13 protein-coding genes are annotated in these 15,523 nt (G+C 67.9%); 9 read left to right on the plus strand and 4 right to left on the minus strand.

Annotated elements, in window-relative coordinates:
• Nucleotides 1-248: 248 nt before the first annotated feature.
• On the plus strand, nt 249-776 hold the full coding sequence (locus AC0Z6F_RS10725; protein ID WP_012509631.1) for a GNAT family N-acetyltransferase: 528 nt from the start codon (nt 249-251) through the stop codon (nt 774-776).
• A 98-nt stretch (nt 777-874) separates the two neighbouring features.
• Here AC0Z6F_RS10725 and AC0Z6F_RS10730 read toward each other — a convergent pair whose 3' ends face one another.
• Nucleotides 875-1,528, minus strand: coding sequence for a YceH family protein (locus AC0Z6F_RS10730; protein WP_485617194.1), 654 nt, complete (start codon nt 1,526-1,528; stop codon nt 875-877).
• A 102-nt stretch (nt 1,529-1,630) separates the two neighbouring features.
• Here AC0Z6F_RS10730 and AC0Z6F_RS10735 point away from each other — a divergent pair, with 102 nt between their 5' ends.
• The 4 genes from AC0Z6F_RS10735 to plsB all read left to right on the plus strand — a co-directional run bounded on the left by AC0Z6F_RS10735 (nt 1,631) and on the right by plsB (nt 7,270).
• Entirely contained in the window at nt 1,631-2,560 is a 930-nt protein-coding gene (locus AC0Z6F_RS10735) for a 5'-nucleotidase, lipoprotein e(P4) family (RefSeq protein ID WP_485617195.1), read from the plus strand.
• Nucleotides 2,557-3,282, plus strand: coding sequence for an orotidine-5'-phosphate decarboxylase (gene pyrF / locus AC0Z6F_RS10740; RefSeq protein ID WP_485617196.1), 726 nt, complete (start codon nt 2,557-2,559; stop codon nt 3,280-3,282). The genes AC0Z6F_RS10735 and pyrF overlap by 4 nt, the downstream gene beginning before the upstream one ends.
• A 398-nt stretch (nt 3,283-3,680) precedes the next feature.
• Nucleotides 3,681-4,634 (plus strand): hypothetical protein, encoded by a 954-nt coding sequence (locus AC0Z6F_RS10745; RefSeq protein ID WP_012509635.1) that lies wholly within the window; start codon nt 3,681-3,683, stop codon nt 4,632-4,634.
• Nucleotides 4,634-7,270, plus strand: coding sequence for a glycerol-3-phosphate 1-O-acyltransferase PlsB (gene plsB, locus AC0Z6F_RS10750; protein ID WP_012509636.1), 2,637 nt, complete (start codon nt 4,634-4,636; stop codon nt 7,268-7,270). The genes AC0Z6F_RS10745 and plsB overlap by 1 nt, the downstream gene beginning before the upstream one ends.
• A 67-nt stretch (nt 7,271-7,337) precedes the next feature.
• Here the strand turns inward: plsB and AC0Z6F_RS10755 are convergent, their stop codons facing one another.
• Entirely contained in the window at nt 7,338-7,541 is a 204-nt protein-coding gene (locus tag AC0Z6F_RS10755) for a YdcH family protein (protein WP_012509637.1), read from the minus strand.
• A gap of 90 nt (nt 7,542-7,631) precedes the next feature.
• On the opposite strand from AC0Z6F_RS10755, the gene ttcA reads away from it, so the two are divergent.
• The 3 genes from ttcA to AC0Z6F_RS10770 are packed head-to-tail and all read left to right on the plus strand — an operon-like array spanning nt 7,632 to nt 10,309.
• Nucleotides 7,632-8,528, plus strand: a complete 897-nt coding sequence (gene ttcA / locus AC0Z6F_RS10760) for a tRNA 2-thiocytidine(32) synthetase TtcA (protein WP_197585095.1) — start codon at nt 7,632-7,634, stop codon at nt 8,526-8,528.
• Between the two features lie 36 nt (nt 8,529-8,564).
• Nucleotides 8,565-9,470 carry a recombination-associated protein RdgC gene (locus tag AC0Z6F_RS10765; RefSeq protein WP_005411825.1) on the plus strand — a complete coding sequence of 302 codons (906 nt, stop codon included), beginning with the start codon at nt 8,565-8,567 and terminating at the stop codon, nt 9,468-9,470.
• A 59-nt stretch (nt 9,471-9,529) separates the two neighbouring features.
• Nucleotides 9,530-10,309 carry a M48 family metallopeptidase gene (locus AC0Z6F_RS10770; protein ID WP_065724029.1) on the plus strand — a complete coding sequence of 260 codons (780 nt, stop codon included), beginning with the start codon at nt 9,530-9,532 and terminating at the stop codon, nt 10,307-10,309.
• Nucleotides 10,310-10,601: 292 nt separating this feature from the next.
• Here AC0Z6F_RS10770 and AC0Z6F_RS10775 read toward each other — a convergent pair whose 3' ends face one another.
• The gene (locus tag AC0Z6F_RS10775) at nt 10,602-11,468 is read right to left on the minus strand and encodes a methylglyoxal synthase (protein WP_012509640.1); all 867 of its coding nucleotides are present in this window, start codon (nt 11,466-11,468) and stop codon (nt 10,602-10,604) included.
• A gap of 167 nt (nt 11,469-11,635) precedes the next feature.
• Here AC0Z6F_RS10775 and AC0Z6F_RS10780 point away from each other — a divergent pair, with 167 nt between their 5' ends.
• The gene (locus AC0Z6F_RS10780) at nt 11,636-14,044 is read left to right on the plus strand and encodes an ATP-binding protein (protein ID WP_485617197.1); all 2,409 of its coding nucleotides are present in this window, start codon (nt 11,636-11,638) and stop codon (nt 14,042-14,044) included.
• Here the strand turns inward: AC0Z6F_RS10780 and AC0Z6F_RS10785 are convergent.
• Nucleotides 14,030-15,475 (minus strand): FAD-dependent oxidoreductase, encoded by a 1,446-nt coding sequence (locus tag AC0Z6F_RS10785; RefSeq protein ID WP_012509642.1) that lies wholly within the window; start codon nt 15,473-15,475, stop codon nt 14,030-14,032. The two genes, AC0Z6F_RS10780 and AC0Z6F_RS10785, sit on opposite strands and share 15 nt — an antisense overlap.
• Nucleotides 15,476-15,523 lie beyond the last annotated feature (48 nt).

Genomic DNA, 15,523 nt, shown 5'->3' on the forward strand with positions numbered 1-15,523 from the left:
ACTGAAAGGTCTCAGCCCGATAAAGTACCGGGAGCAGGCCCAATCGGCCGCCTGACCCCGTCCAAGTCTCGGGGGTCACTTCACCCTGGGGGCTTAGCCGCGCCATCCATGGCGCGGATACCCCCGCGAACCCACCCCGACCGGCCTCTGACACGTTCCGGGCGCGTCCTTCCACGGCAATGCAAAGAAAATCAAATTCAACAGCCGGGGGCTGGGGCACAATCGGGGTTTCGGTTGGAGGTCTGCGCATGCATCCCATTGAAAGCGAACGCCTGCGCCTGCGTGCGATCGAGCCCGACCGCGATGCGGCGCCGATGCTTGCGCTGTTGAATGATCCGGGCTTCGTGCGCTTCATCGGTGACCGCAACGTGCGCAGTGAAGAACAGGCACGTGAGTACATCGCGCTGCGGGTGCTGCACAGCTACGCGTTGAATGGGTTCGGCATGTATGCGATCGAGCGCTTGTCCGATGGGGCGTGGCTGGGCAATGCCGGTCTGGTGCGGCGCGATGGCCTGCCAGCGCCGGACATCGGTTACGCCGTGCTGTCGGACTTCGCCGGGCAGGGCTACGCCGGTGAGGCGGCGCGGGCGGTGTTCAACCATGCGCGCACCGTGCTGGGCGTGCAGGACCTGTATGGCATTACCGATCTGGACAACGTGGTGTCCGGAAAGATCCTGCTTGGGTTGGGCATGCAGGAACGCGGGGTCATCCAGTTGCCGGGCATCGATACGCCCAGTCGGCTGTACGCCACCTTGGGTGCGGCTGACGTCGGGTAGTGCCGGCCGCTGGCCGGCGCAGTAGCAGCTGACGGTGGGTGCCGACCGTTGGTCGGCACGATTCAGATGCAGTGCCGACCAACGGTCGGCACCCACCATCAACCGCGCAGTTCGGCCAGCTGCGCCTGCAACTCGGCCACGGCTGCTTCCAGCTGCGCCACGCGCTCGGCCAGGCCCGGGTCGGCCGCATCGCTGCTGCCACCGCCGCTGCTGGCGTACTTCGCCGCCAGCGCCGCGCCGTCCACTTCACCGCACAGCAGGTGCATGTAGCGGTCTTCGCGCTGGCCGCTGGCGCGCGGCAGCACTACCAGCAGCGCACGCTGCTGCAGGCGCTCGATGGCGTGGCGGGCTTCGTCGGCGTCGGCGAAGCGGTGCAGGCGTTCGCTGCGGGTGACCAGCTCGCCCAGGGTCTGCGGCCCGCGCAGCAGCAGCTGCGCCAGCAGCACGGTCTGCTGCCGGGTCAGGTCCAGCGCGGCCTGCAGGCGGTGCTCGTAGCGGTCGGCGCGCGAGGAGAAGTGCTGGCGAGCCAGCCCCAGCGTCTCCAGCTGGCGCAGTGCGTGCTGCACGCCGCCAGCGTCGATGTTCATCACCGGCTCGCGGGCGGTCTTCTGGTTGGCGGCTGATTGGGCGGCATTGACCGTCAGCGGATAGGTGTCCGGGGTGGTCGCTTCCTTCTCTACCAGGCAACCCAGCAGGCGGGCCTGCACGGCGTCGAGCAGGGGGACGTCGGGGGTCTGGGTGGAATCGGTCATGGCGGCCTCCGGAAGGGCAACGGGTCAACCGCCAAGCATAGCCGTCCCGGGACCGGCTTTGCCGGTAAAATGCGCTGGTATATCTGATTGCCGGTGATCTTCATGCGTCGTCCCGTTTCCCTGTCCCTGTCCCTGACCCTGCTCGCCACCGCGGCGCTGGGCCTGTCCGCCTGCAAGCGCGTGGACGCGCCTGCCGCCGACGCCGCTGCGCCGGAGGCTCCGGCTGCCGCTGCCAAGGCTGAAGGCACGCCCGATGTGACCGCCAACGACAACCTCAACGCAGTGCTGTGGATGCAGCGCGCGCAGGAGTACAAGGCGATCACCGAGCAGACCTACCGTGCTGCCGCCGACCACCTCGATGTGGCGCTGAAGGAAGCCCATTGGGACGCGCTGGTGCCGGAAGAACGCGGCAACGAGGCCAAGGGCCTGAAGCCGGCGGTGGTGCTGGACGTGGACGAGACCGTGCTGGACAACTCGCCCTACCAGGCGCGCCTGGTCCGCGACGGCAAGGAATACGATGAAATGACCTGGGACCAGTGGGTGGCCGAAAAGAAGGCCAAGGCGATCCCGGGCGTGGTCGATTTCGCCAAGGCCGCCAACGCCAAGGGCGTGACCCTGCTGTACATCTCCAACCGCGCCGTGCACCTGAAGGACGCGACCCTGGCCAACCTGCGCGAGCAGGGCCTGCCGGTGGCCGACGACAGCGTGTTCCTCGGCCTGGGCACCGTGGTTGAAGGCTGCGAGCAGGCCGGCAGCGAGAAGAACTGCCGCCGCCGCCTGGCCGGGCAGAAGTACCGCGTGCTGATGCAGTTCGGCGACCAGCTGGGTGACTTCGTCGAAGTGACCGCCAACACCAACGACGGCCGCGACGCCCTGCTGCAGCAGTACCACGACTGGTTCGGCGAGCGCTGGTGGATGCTGCCGAACCCGACCTACGGCGGCTTCGAGCCGGCGCAGTTCAACAACGACTACAGCCAGTCGCGCCAGGCCCGCCATGATGCCAAGCGCGCCGCGCTGGACTACGCACCGTGAGCCGCGCGCCGCTGCCGCTGCGCGATGACGAGCGCCTGATCTTCGCGCTGGACGTGCCTGACCGCGTGCAGGCGCTGGACTGGGTCGAGCGCCTCGGCGACAGCGTGGCGTTCTACAAGATCGGCATGGAACTGCTGGCCTCCGGCGAGTACTTCCAGGTGCTCGATGAACTGGCCCGGCGCGACAAGCGCGTGTTCGTCGACCTGAAGTTCTTCGACATTCCTGCAACGGCTGCGGCGGTGATCAAGCGGCTGTCGCAGTGGCCGGTCAGCTACGCCACCATCCATGGCTGGCACCCGGCGATGATGGAAGCCTGCGCGGCCGCCAACAGCAGCGACATGCGTTTGCTGGCGGTGACCGTGCTGACCTCGATGGGGCGCCCGGACCTGGCGCAGATGGGTATCGACCGCAAGCCGGTGGACGTCGTTGTCGAACGCGCGCTGGCCGCCCAGGCCGCCGGTATTGATGGCGTCATCGCCTCGGGCCAGGAGGCTGGCCCGATCCGCGCCGCCACCGGCGCCGGGTTCTCGATCGTCTGCCCGGGCATTCGTCCCGGTGGCCCGGTCGGTGATGACCAGAAGCGCACGGTAGGCGTAGCCCAGGCCTTCGCCGATGGCGCCGACGCCATCGTGGTCGGCCGCCCGATCCGTCTGGCTGCTGATCCGCAGGCCGCGGCGCGGGCGATCCAGCAGGAAATCGCGTCGGCACTGGCTGCGCGCTGAGGCTGTCGCCGATCTTGCTCCACGCAGGTGTTGTGCCCGAATCGGCAGGAATCACGCCGGAGAATTCCTCTGGCCTCACTTGTGACTTTCGATTTTGAACGAAATCAATAAGTTGAACGGCATTACATCATGTGTTGCCTTAACTTGCGGGGCAGCGTAGGATCGCCGCCATCCGGTCCTCGGACCGGACATGTGCCACAACACTGTCCACCGGCCTCGTGCCGGCTTGAAGAGCCTGTGATCCTCGTGATCCGGGCTCTTTTTTTTCGCGCGGGGCCAGAGCCCCCTGCCGCTGGCGGCGGGATCCGACCCCTCTGTTGACGGAACCGTGACCGGGCGGCTTGCCGCTGTCACGTCGCAGGCCGCAAGATGCGGACCGGTCCGGGGAGTCCGATTGCATGAGCGTGGCGGTGCGAGGAAGGTCTGCGCGTGGATGGGGGCTGGCAGCCATGCTGCTGCTGGCCGTGGCCGCGTGCCGTGAATCGGCCGACGATCCGGCCAAGCCGGCGGCCGAACCGGTGGCGGCGGTGCAGGCGATGGCCCTGCGCCTGGCCGAGGACGATCTGGTCGGCTACGCGAAGCTGTCGGTTCCACCCAGCCAGTACCAGCGCCTGCAGCAGGCCTGGACCGACGGCTACAGCCAATGGCCGCTGACCGAGCTGCCGTTGGGCGACCAGCTGCTGCCGATGCTGGCCGCACTGCGCAAGCCCAACGCCAGTGCCGAACTGCAGCGCAGTTTCGACCGCCAGCTGGCAGGCCAGGCCAGCGCGGTACGCCAGGCGGCGCAGTCGATGGGTAACTTCGGCGTGCAGTACCTGCGCCACCAGAAGGGCTACACGCCTGGCCAGCAGGCCCATTACGTCGCCCTGGTGCAAACCCTCGCCGAGTGGGCGCAGGGAGCACCGATCAGCGACCGCGCCCGTGCGCGCAACACCATCGCCGCGCTGGTCGGCGCGGCGGGCAAGGTCGGTTTCGACGATGAGGCCGGCCTGCAGGCCGCGGGCATGGAAGGCAGCCTGCAGCAGCTGGCACCGTTCATCCACACGCTCAAGGCCGTGCTCGGCAGTTACGGGCTGGGCGTGGACGAAGCGCTGCGCAGTGTGCGTGGCGAACTGCTGTCGGTGGAGGGTGACAACGCGCTGGTGCGCCTGCGCTACGACCTGGCCGGCCGCGAGATGACCCTGCAGCTGCCGCTGAGCCGGCGCGAAGGTCACTGGTACCTGACGCGCACCCTGGCTGATACCGATGCCCTGCTGCGCCAGGCCGATGCCGCCCGGGCGGCGGTGGCTCCGGCACCTGTGGAAGCCCCCACCGAGGGTGGGGAAGCGGCAACGCCGCCGCCTAAGCCATAATGGCGCCGATGTCGAAACAGAACCCGCTGCCGTTCCCCGGCGAAGAATCCCAGTCGACGCCCGCCGATACGGCGCCGGCGTCCCCCTCGACCGGTACCGGCCCGAATCCGGTACCGCCGCCGGCGCATGCGCGGCCGGCCGGCCGTCGGCCGCTGTGGGCGCGCCTGCTCGGCCGCCTGGTCGAGCCGTGGCTGTCGCTGAAGATCGAGCCGGAGGATCCGGGCCAGTACAACGATGGCCGCCCGGTGATGTACGTGCTGGAAGACTACGGCCTGTCCAATGCGCTGATCCTGGACAAGGCCTGCCGCCAGGCCGGACTGCCGTCGCCGCTCGTGCCGCTGGCCGGTGACCCGACCGGGCGCAAGCGCGCCTATCTGGCGCTGTCGCGGCGCAGTTCCAGCAATTCGCTGATCCCCGAGCAGCGCGGCGCCAAGACCCATTCCGATTCGCTGGCCAAGGTCCTGCAGGCGCATCGCGTGCGCGATGACCTGGACGTGCACCTGGTGCCGGTGTCGATCTTCGTCGGCCGCGCGCCGGACAAGCAGAGCGGCTGGTTCGCCGTGCTGTTCTCGGAAAACTGGGCGCTGGTGGGTCGCTTCCGCCGCCTGCTGGCGGTGCTGCTCAACGGCCGCAGCACCATCGTCCGCTTCGCCCCGCCGATCTCGCTGCGCAGCACCGTGGACGAAGGCCTGGAGCCGGAGCGTACGGTGCGCAAGCTGCAGCGCGTGCTGCGTACCCATTTCCGCCGCATCCGTGAATCGGTGATCGGCCCCGACCTGTCTACCCGGCGCCTGCTGGTCGATCAGGTACTGGCCGCCGAACCGGTGCGCGAAGCGATCGCCGCGCAGGCCAAGCGCGACAATTCGAAGCCGGCCGATGCCTGGAAGAAGGCGCATGCCTACGCCTGGGAAATCGCCGCGGACTATTCCAGCCCGGTGGTGCGCTCGGCCAGCTTCATGCTCAGCCATGTGTGGAACCGCATCTATGCGGGCGTGCTGGTGCACCACCTGGACAAGTTCAAGGCCGCCGCGCCGGGCCACGAAGTGGTCTACGTGCCCAGCCACCGCAGCCACATGGACTACCTGCTGCTGTCCTACCTGCTGTACGACCGTGGCATCGTGCCGCCGCACATCGTGGCCGGCATCAACCTGAACCTGCCGGTGGTCGGCACCCTGCTGCGCAAGGGCGGCGCGTTCTTCATCCGTCGCTCGATCCGTGGCAACGCACTGTACTCGGCGGTGCTCAGCGAGTACGTCGCGCAGCTGGTGGCCGGCGGCTACTCGCTGGAGTACTTCGTCGAGGGCGGCCGCTCGCGTACCGGCCGCCTGCTGCAGCCCAAGGGCGGCATGATCTCGATGACGCTGCGCGCGTTCCTGCGCCAGCCACGCAAGCCGGTGCTGTTCCAGCCCATCTACATCGGCTATGAGAAGCTGATGGAAGGCGGCAGCTACCTGGATGAACTGTCCGGGCGGCCGAAGGAAAAGGAATCGATCTGGTCGCTGCTGTGGGGCATTCCCAAGGTGCTCAAACAGAACTACGGCCAGGTGGTGGTGAACTTCGGCGAGCCGATCGCGCTGAACGACGTGCTGGCCGAGAAGGCCCCGGAGTGGGGCGGCGAAGCGGTGTCCGAGGATGAGAAGCCGTCCTGGCTGTCGACCACCGTCGATACGCTGGCCGAGCGCATCCAGGTACGCATCAACGGTGCCGCCGACGTCAATCCGATCAACCTGCTGGCGCTTGCCCTGCTGTCCACGCCGAAGCACGCGATGGGCGAGGCCGACCTGATCGCGCAGATCGAGCTGTGCAAGACCCTGCTGGTGGAAATGCCGTACTCGGGCCGGGTGACGGTGACCCCGCACTCGCCGGAGCGGATCATCGCCCACGCCGAGGAAATCAACGTCCTCACCCGCATCAAGCACCCGCTGGGCGATGTGCTCAGCGTCAGCGGCGACACCGCGGTGTTGCTCAGCTACTTCCGCAACAACGTGGTTCACCTGTTCACCGCATCGTCGTGGGTGGCCTGCTGCTTCCAGAACAACCGCCGCATGAGCCGCACCGGCCTGGTCCAGCTGGGCCGCACGGTGTACCCGTTCCTGCAGGCCGAACTGTTCCTGCCGTGGACCGAGGACGAGTTCGCCCAGCGCATCGACCAGACCATCGACGTGTTCGTGCGCGAAGGGTTGCTGCAGAACGTCAACGAGGACGACGGCGGCATCCTTGCCCGCAACACCGGGCAGACCGATGAAGTGTTCCGCCTGCGGGCCATCGGCCACTCGCTGCAGCAGGCCTTCGAGCGCTATTACATCGCCATCTCGGTGCTGGTGAAGAACGGCCCCGGCGTGCTGGGTGCGGCCGAACTGGAAAGCCTGTGCCAGCAGGCCGCGCAGCGTTTGAGTCTGCTCTACGCACCGGCCGCGCCGGAGTTCTTCGACAAGTCGCTGTTCCGCGGCTTCATCCAGAAGCTGCGCGAGCTGCGCCTGGTATGGCCGGACGAGAACAGCAAGCTGCTGTTCGACGAACGCCTGGATGCCTGGGCCAAGGATGCCAAGTTCATCCTCGGCCGCGAGCTGCGCCACACCATCGAACGGGTCAGCCCGGAAGCGGCACGCCCGGACGAGCCTGCGCCGCAGGATTGAAGGTAGCGCCGGGCAATGCCCGGCGAACGGCATGCCAACCAAGGTTGGCACCCACCCGAACCCGGCCTCAGGCCGGTTCGTCGGGAATCTGCAGGCTTTCCAGCTTGGCGATGCAGTCCTTCAGCTGCAGCTTCCGCCGCTTCAGGCGCTTGGACTCCAGCTCGTCTTCACCGTTGGCGGCCATGCGGGTGATCTGTTCATCCAGCAGGCGGTGCTCGGCGCGCAGGGCGGCGAGGTGTTCGACGATCTCGGCGGGGCTGTAGGTGTCCACAGCCTCCGAGCATACACAGCGATGATGACTGCCGGGAGAGGGGAATCCCGACACGGGGTCCAGGCTGCCGCAAGCCGTTAGAATGGGCCGATGACCGCCGTGATTTCCCTGCCCGATCCCCCGCAGCGCGCTTCGCGTGGCCCGCGCGTGGCTGGGCCCGGGCAGGACAGGCTGGGCAAGCGGCTGCGTCGCCAGGTCGGCCAGGCCATCGCCGACTTCGGCATGATCGAAGCAGGCGACAAGGTCATGGTCTGCCTGTCCGGTGGCAAGGACAGCTACACCCTGCTGGACCTGCTGCTGCAGCTGCAGAAGAGGGCGCCGGTGCCGTTCGAACTGGTCGCGGTGAACCTTGATCAGAAGCAGCCCGGCTTCCCCGAGCATGTCCTGCCGGAGTACCTGGCCGCGCTGGGCGTGCCGTACCAGATCATCGAGCAGGACACCTACTCGGTGGTCAGCCGGGTCATCCCGGAAGGCCGGACGATGTGTTCGCTGTGCTCGCGCCTGCGCCGCGGTGCGCTGTACAACCACGCCAAGGCGCATGGCTTCACCCGGATCGCGCTGGGCCATCATTGCGACGACATGGTGGCTACGTTGTTCATGAACCTGTTCCACCATGCCAAGCTGGCGGCCATGCCACCGAAGCTGCTCAGCGACGATGGCCAGCACGTGGTGATCCGCCCGCTGGCCTACGTGCGCGAGCACGACATCGCCGAGTATGCGCAGGCCCGCCGTTTCCCGATCATTCCCTGCACCCTGTGTGGCAGCCAGGAAAACCTGCAGCGTCGGCAGGTCGGCCTGATGCTCAAGCAGTGGGACCAGGACCATCCGGGCCGTATCGAACAGATCGCACGCGCCATGGCCGATGTACGGCCAGCACAACTGGCCGATGCCACCCTGTTCGATTTCAGGGCCCTGGGCCACAGCGGGCATGCCGCGCATGCCGATGCCTGGCTGGCCGACGCAGTCCCCGAGACGCCTGCCGTTTAAGGTCAGGCGCCCTTCTCCTTCAGACACCGGAATTCCATGTTCTTTCGCAACCTGACGTTCTTCCGCTTCCCGACCACCACCGATTTTTCCGAAGTCGACACGCTGCTGCCGCATGCCCTGTTGAAGCCGGTCGGCGCACTGGAAATGAATTCGCGCGGCTTCATCTCGCCGTTCGGCCGCGAGGAGAAGGAACTGCTCTCCCACCGCATCGCCGAGCACCTGTGGCTGACCGTGGGCGGCGAAGACAAGATCCTGCCGGCAGCGGTGGTCAACGACCTGCTCGAGCGCAAGCTGGAGGAGATCGAGGAGAAGGAAGGCCGCCGCCCCGGTGGCCGCGAGCGCAAGCGCATGAAGGACGACCTGCTGCATGAACTGCTGCCGCGCGCCTTCGTGAAGTCCTCGCGCAACGACGCCTTCATCGACCTGCAGCACGGCTACGTCGCGGTGGATACCTCCAGCCGGAAGACCGGCGAGTACTTCATGTCCGACATCCGTGGCCTGCTCGGCAGCTTCCCGGCGATGCCGCTGAACGCCGAAGTCGCGCCGCGCTCGATCCTGACCGGCTGGATCGCCGGCGAGCCGCTGCCGACCGGGCTGAGCCTGGGCGAAGAGTGCGAGATGAAGGACCCGGTGGAAGGTGGTGCAGTGGTCAAGTGCCAGCACCAGGAACTGCGCTGCGACGAGATCGACAAGCATCTTGACGCCGGCAAGCAGGTGACCAAGCTGGCGCTGATCTTCGAAGACAACCTGTCCTTCGTCATCGGCGACGACCTGATCGTGCGCAAGCTGAAGTTCCTCGACGGCGCGCTGGACCAGCTGGAGCATGCCGACGAAGACGGCCGCCGCGCCGAGTTCGATGCCCGCTTCGCCCTGCAGAGTGCCGAGATCCGTCGCCTGTTCCTGTTGCTGGAAGAAGCCTTCAAGCTCAGCAAGGCTGACTGAACAGGCAGCCCGACGGCCGCCGGTCATCCGGCGGCCCGAAGCGGCGCTATGCTGGGTACATGAGCCGTCTGCTGCGCCGCCTGATCAGCCCGACCCCGCCCGCCACCGTGCAGCGCGACACCGTTCGCCTGCGCCTGGAGGATGCCGAGATCGAGGTGCTGCGCGTGCGTGATCCGCGTGCGCGCCGGATCAAGCTGAGCGTGGACGAGCGTGGCGCGCGGTTGACCTTGCCGCCGCGGGCAAGCCTGGTGATGGGCGAACGCTTCCTGGAACAACACCGCGACTGGTTGGCGCTGCAGCTGCGCCAGTACCAGGGCCAGGAACTGCCAGCACCCCTGCAGCCGGGCGAAGCCGGCGTGCTGCCGCTGCGCGGTGAACTGCTGCCGCTGCGCTGGCAGGAAGGCCGTTATGCACGGTTGGAGCTCGACGACCACGGTGCCTGCGTGCAATGGCCGACCCGTGCCGGCGACGCCACTCTGCGCCGCCTGCTGCGTGAGTTCTATGAAGCCCAGACCCGCGCCGATGTCGGCCGCTGGCTACCGAAGTACCTGCCGGGCCTGCCGCGCGCACCCAGCCGTCTGCGCCTGAAGGTGATGTCTTCGCAGTGGGGTTCACTGGCACCTGATGGCAGCATGGCGCTGGACCTGGCGCTGGTGCTGGGCCGGCCGGAAGCCTTCGAGTACGTGCTGGTGCATGAACTCTGCCACCTGATCCAGGCCAACCACTCGCCCGCGTTCTGGCACGAAGTGGAACAACGCTTCCCCGCCTGGCGCGAACAGCGCGACTACTTCCAGCTGGAAGGGCGCCGCTTGAAAGCCATGCTTCGCCAGCTTCTGTAACTGTAGAGCCGAGCCCACGCTCGGCTGCCGTTGAATGCAACCGAGCATGGGCCAGGAGCGTGCGCAGCGCGCGACCCGCTCCTGCTCTTCTTTCTTTCTTCCGTGGTGGGCACACCGGAAACTGTCGAAGGACGGGATGGGTGGGATTGCGGGGGTGTCCGCGGCATGGATGCCGCGGCCAAGCCCCCATGGATGGGTTCACGGCGTCCCCCGCAATTCCACCCATCCCGGCCAACCTCATGACCGCGCCGGCCCCACCCACCACGAGGGGCTCAGCCGTTGGCCGAAACCCTCAACCCGCCCGCAACGCCGCCGCCGTCGCCCAACGCGCCGCCACCCGTGGCGCCGTAATGCACACCGCCTGGTCGGTCACCGTCGTCACCGCACGCTCCAGCAGCTGGATATCCGCCTCGTGCTGGCGCGCCACATGCGGATCCTCGAAGAAGATCGCGCGTTGGCAGCGGCCTTCCAGCACCCGGTCAGCAATCTGCGCATCCCCGCCCATCGGGCCACTCTGGTAGCGCGTCACCCACGGCGTATCGCTGGGCCAACCGCGGCTCCAGGCCAGCTCGTTCAAGCGCTGGCCGGTGGTGCCGGTTGCCACGCGCTCGCCAAAGCGCGCCAGTACCTCGAAGTGCTCATCGGCGAAGGCCAGCATCGCCGGCTTCATCGCATCGTGCGCGATCAGCGCCAGCGTCTGGTCTTCGAACGCATGCAGATCGTCGGCGCCGGCATCGGCCGCCAGCCCAGCGTGGATGCGTTCGACCTCGACCCAGTCGCGCGCCGTCGCCACCGTTGAAATGAACGGCTTGCCGTGGATCACGCACTGTCGCTTCAGCGCGGTCGCTTCCGGGAACACCGAGGATGGATCGACCGGGTCGATCAGATAGATCGCGCCATCCAGCGTCCGATCCGGACCCATGCCGACCACCTCGGCGACCAGCTTCATCAACCCGCCTTCGCGGCCATAGGGATAACGGTGCAGGCCGCCGTATCCGGCCAGGAAGCCGTGCCGTTCGATCGCGTCATGGGTGCGCCCGACCGCGTGCAGCGACACACCGAGTTCGCGCAGGCCAGCCTCACTGGCACGCAGCCAACGAAACAGGGCGGCGCGCACGTCGTGGTGGTGGAGACGGTTGGCAGCCAGGCCGATACGCATCAAGAGCTCCGCAGGTACGGGTGAAGGCGGCAGTGTATGTCGCCATTTGCACTTCTGGATGCTTTTGCAACTTTCTTCATTGCCGCCCGCCCGCACGTCGATAGCGTGTCAGGCAGCGGTACCGCTGCGCGGCCGTTTCTTCCGCCTGCGAGATGAGGACGTCCACCGTGAATGCCGCCGGCCTCCCTGCAGCTGTTGCTGTCATGGCCTGCCTGATGCTGCCCGCAACCGCGTCCGCCGCTGGCTGCGAGACACCGCTGCGCATTGCCTGGCCTTCCGATCGGGCGCCATTGTCGTCCGCGATCGAGGGGCAGGCCGACGGGGTCAGCGCGGCCTACCTGAACCTGCTGGGCGAACAACGGCCGCTGCAGGCGCAACCGCTGCCGGCCACGGCGGTCGTCGAAGGCCTGTTGCCGCCCGCCACCCAGGCGTTGCTGGGCTGGCCGCGCTCGCAGCTGCCTTCCGGCTGGGTGGCCAGTGCACCGTACCTGCAGCTGCCGCAGGTGATCGTGCGCCGCGCCGATGCGCGGCCGGTGCTGGGCCTGGAAGACCTGCGCGAGCGCGCGGTGGCCAGTCCCGACCGGCTGCCGTTGGCCGCGCTGCTGGCCGAGCAGGCTCCGGGTGCACAGCTGCTGCCGCCGGCGCCGTTGAATGATGCGCTGTCGCTGCTGGGCACCGGTCTGGTCGACGCGGTGATCGCCAACCTCGGCGAGGTCGAGGCCGGGCTGCGCCGGTACCAGGGCGATCGGCTGGTGATTGCCGCGCCAGCCGGGTTCGACGATGCGCTTGTGCTGGCCACCGTACCGGCCTGTGCCGGCGTCATTCCCGGCTTCGAGCAGGCCGTGTCGCAGCTGACCGACACGCAGCGCGACGTGATCCGCACGGGATGGCTGCCGGACCAGCCACGCAACCCGCCGTCCTCATCGCCCCTGCGTTGGCTGGTACCGGCCTCGCTGATCCTGCTGGCGCTGGCGCTGGTCTACGCCTTCGGCTATTGGCGCGTGCACCGCGAAAGCGCAAGGCGTCGCGTGGCCGCGCAGCGCCTGCAGGAAGTGACCGCGAACCTGCCGGCGGTGGTCTACCAGGCGCGCCGCACCGCTACCGGGGACTACAGCTTTCCGCAGATTGCCGGCGATGTGCAGGCGCTGTTCGGGGTGAGCGTGGAGACCGCGCGGATCGACCACCCGCGGCTGCTGGCCGCGGTCCATCCCGATGACCGGACTCTGGTGATGGACTGTGTCGAAGCGGCCGCATTGGCCCGTGGACCGATCGACGTCACCTTCCGTACGCGCTCGCCACAGGGCTGGCGCTGGGTGCATTCGCAGGGCCGCACGCTGGCGTGCGATGACAGCAACGTTGAGTGGAGCGGCTACTGGATGGATGTCAGCGAGGTACACACACGTACCCAGGCGCTTGCAGATGCACGGCGCGAGGCCGAGCAGGCCGCGCTGGCCAAGACCCACTTCCTGGCGACGATGAGTCACGAGATCCGCACGCCGATGAGCACGCTGCTGGGCATGCTCGAACGATTGGCCGCCAGCGATCTGGACCACCGCCAGCAACAGGTGCTGGCCACCATCGGCGACGCCGCGCAGATGCTGCGGCAGATCCTTGACGATGTGCTGCACAGCCAGCGCCTGCAGCCTGCCCCACTGCAGCGGCAGCCTACCGACCTGGCCGCGCTGCTGCGGGCAGTGCAGCAGCTGCTGCTGCCGGTGGCTGCCAGCCGTGGCCTGTACCTGCAGATCCATCTCGATCCTGCACTGCAGGCCGGGTCGCTGGCCGACAGCCTGCGCCTGCGCCAGATCCTGTTCAACCTGGTCGGCAATGCGCTCAAGTTCACCCTGCATGGCGGGGTGGAACTACGGGTGCAGGTGATGCAGCAGCACGCACAGGGGCAGCGGTTGCGCCTGCAGGTAAGCGATAGCGGTGTGGGCATCAGTGCGGAACGGCAGCAGGCGGTGTTTGGCGCCTACACCCAGGCCGAGGCTTCGACCACGCGCCGCTTCGGCGGCAGTGGACTGGGCCTGGCAATCTGCCGTGAGCTGGCCGTGTCGATGGGGGGAGACCTGCAGCTGCACAGCGCGACCGGCGAGGGCACCACGGTGTGGCTGGAGCTGGACCTGAGTGCCTGCGAGTTGCCTGCTGGCGCGCCGTCACCTGCGATCGCCGAGGAACAGCCACTGCCACCGGCACGGGTGCTGGTGGCCGAAGACCATCCCACCAACCTGCAGCTGTTGGAGCAGCGCCTGCACGACCTGGGGCTGCAGGTGCATGCCTGCGCCGATGGAGCGCAGGCCCTGCAGGCCTGGCAGTCGCAGCCATTTGAACTGGTGATCACCGACTGCCACATGCCGGGCATGGATGGCTTCGCGCTGGCACGGGCGATCCGTGCAGACACCTGCCAGCACCGCGCGCGGGTACCGATCATCGCGCTCACCGCCAGCGTGCTGGAACGCACCCGCGAGGCTTGCCGCGACGCCGGCATCGATCACTTCCTGGCCAAGCCGGTGGAGCCGCGCGAACTGCGTGCATTGCTGGCGGTGCTGCTGGCGCCGGATTCAGTGCGCCAGTAGCCGGACGATACTGGCGGCGGCGTCGCGGCCTTCAGCCACGGCGGTCACCACCAGGTCGGCCCCACGTACCGCATCACCGCCGGCGAACAGGCGCGGATGCGCGGTCTGGAACGGCAGTCTGTCCTTGCCTCCAGCCACGATGCGGCCGTTGGTCTGGCCCTCCACGCCGTGCTCGGCCAGCCACGCCGGAACGGTGGGCGAGAAACCGAACGCGATGATCACCACGTCCGCTTCCAGGAGCGATTCGCTGCCCTCGATCGGCACCGCGTTCTGGCGGCCATTGGCATCGGGCTCGCCGAGGCGGGTCTCGACCACGGTCACGCCGATCACTTCGTCATCGGCACCGGCTTCAATCGACAGCGGCTGGCGGTTGAACAGGAAACGCACGCCCTCCTCGCGCGCGTTGGCCACTTCGCGCGCGCTGCCGGGCATGTTCGCCTCGTCGCGGCGGTAGGCGCAGGTCACCTTGGCCGCACCCAGGCGTACCGCGCTGCGCACGCAGTCCATGCCGGTGTCGCCGCCGCCGAGCACGACCACGCGCTTGCCGTTGAGGTCGGGCAGGGCGATGGTGTCTTCCCAGCCGGCAATCGGCCGGCCGTGCGGATCATCGCCACCGACGATGCGGCTGTTCTGCACCAGGAACGGCAACGCCGGCAGCACGCCCTTCAGGTCCTGGCCGTCGAGGCCGCCATCGGTGTAGCGGTAGGCGCCGGTGCCCAGGAACACCGCGTCATGCGTGTCCAGCAACTGCTGCAGGCTGACGTCACGGCCGACCTCCACGCCCAGGCGGAACTGCACGCCCATGCCTTCGAGCACCTCGCGGCGGCGACGGATCACGTCCTTGTCCAGCTTGAAGCTGGGAATGCCAAACTGCAGCAGGCCACCAACCTGCTCGTAGCGGTCGTAGACCACGGCAGTGATGCCGGCATGCGCGAGGCGGTCGGCACAGGCCAGGCCGGCCGGGCCGGCACCGATCACCGCCACCGTGTGGCCGGTGGCCTGCACGGCGGCCATGTCCGGCCGCCAGCCGGTGGCCAGCGCGGTATCGACGATGTACTTCTCCACCGCACCGATGGTCACTGCGCCGAACTCCTCCAGCGTGCAGCTGCCTTCGCACAGCCGGTCCTGCGGGCAGACCCGGCCGCACACTTCCGGCAACGGGTTGGTGCTGTGGCACAGGGTGGCCGCTTCATGGATGCGGTTTTCCTGCACCAGCTGCAGCCACTGCGGAATGGCGTTGTGCACCGGGCACTTCCAGCTGCAGTAGGGGTTGCCGCAATCCAGGCAGCGGCCGGCCTGGTACTGGGCGTCTTCCTTGCCGAACTTGCCGTACAGCTCACCCCAGTCGCCGGAGGTGCGCAGTTCGACCGGGATGCGCTGCGGCATGGTGCGGGGCAGGTCGAGGAACTGGAAGGCGTGCTTGCGGCTCATGGCGGGCTCTTTGATGTTTTCCGGTTGCCGGCCAGCGGCCGGCACTAC

This window comes from Stenotrophomonas sp. 1L-E-5-B-C3 (assembly GCF_057292075.1).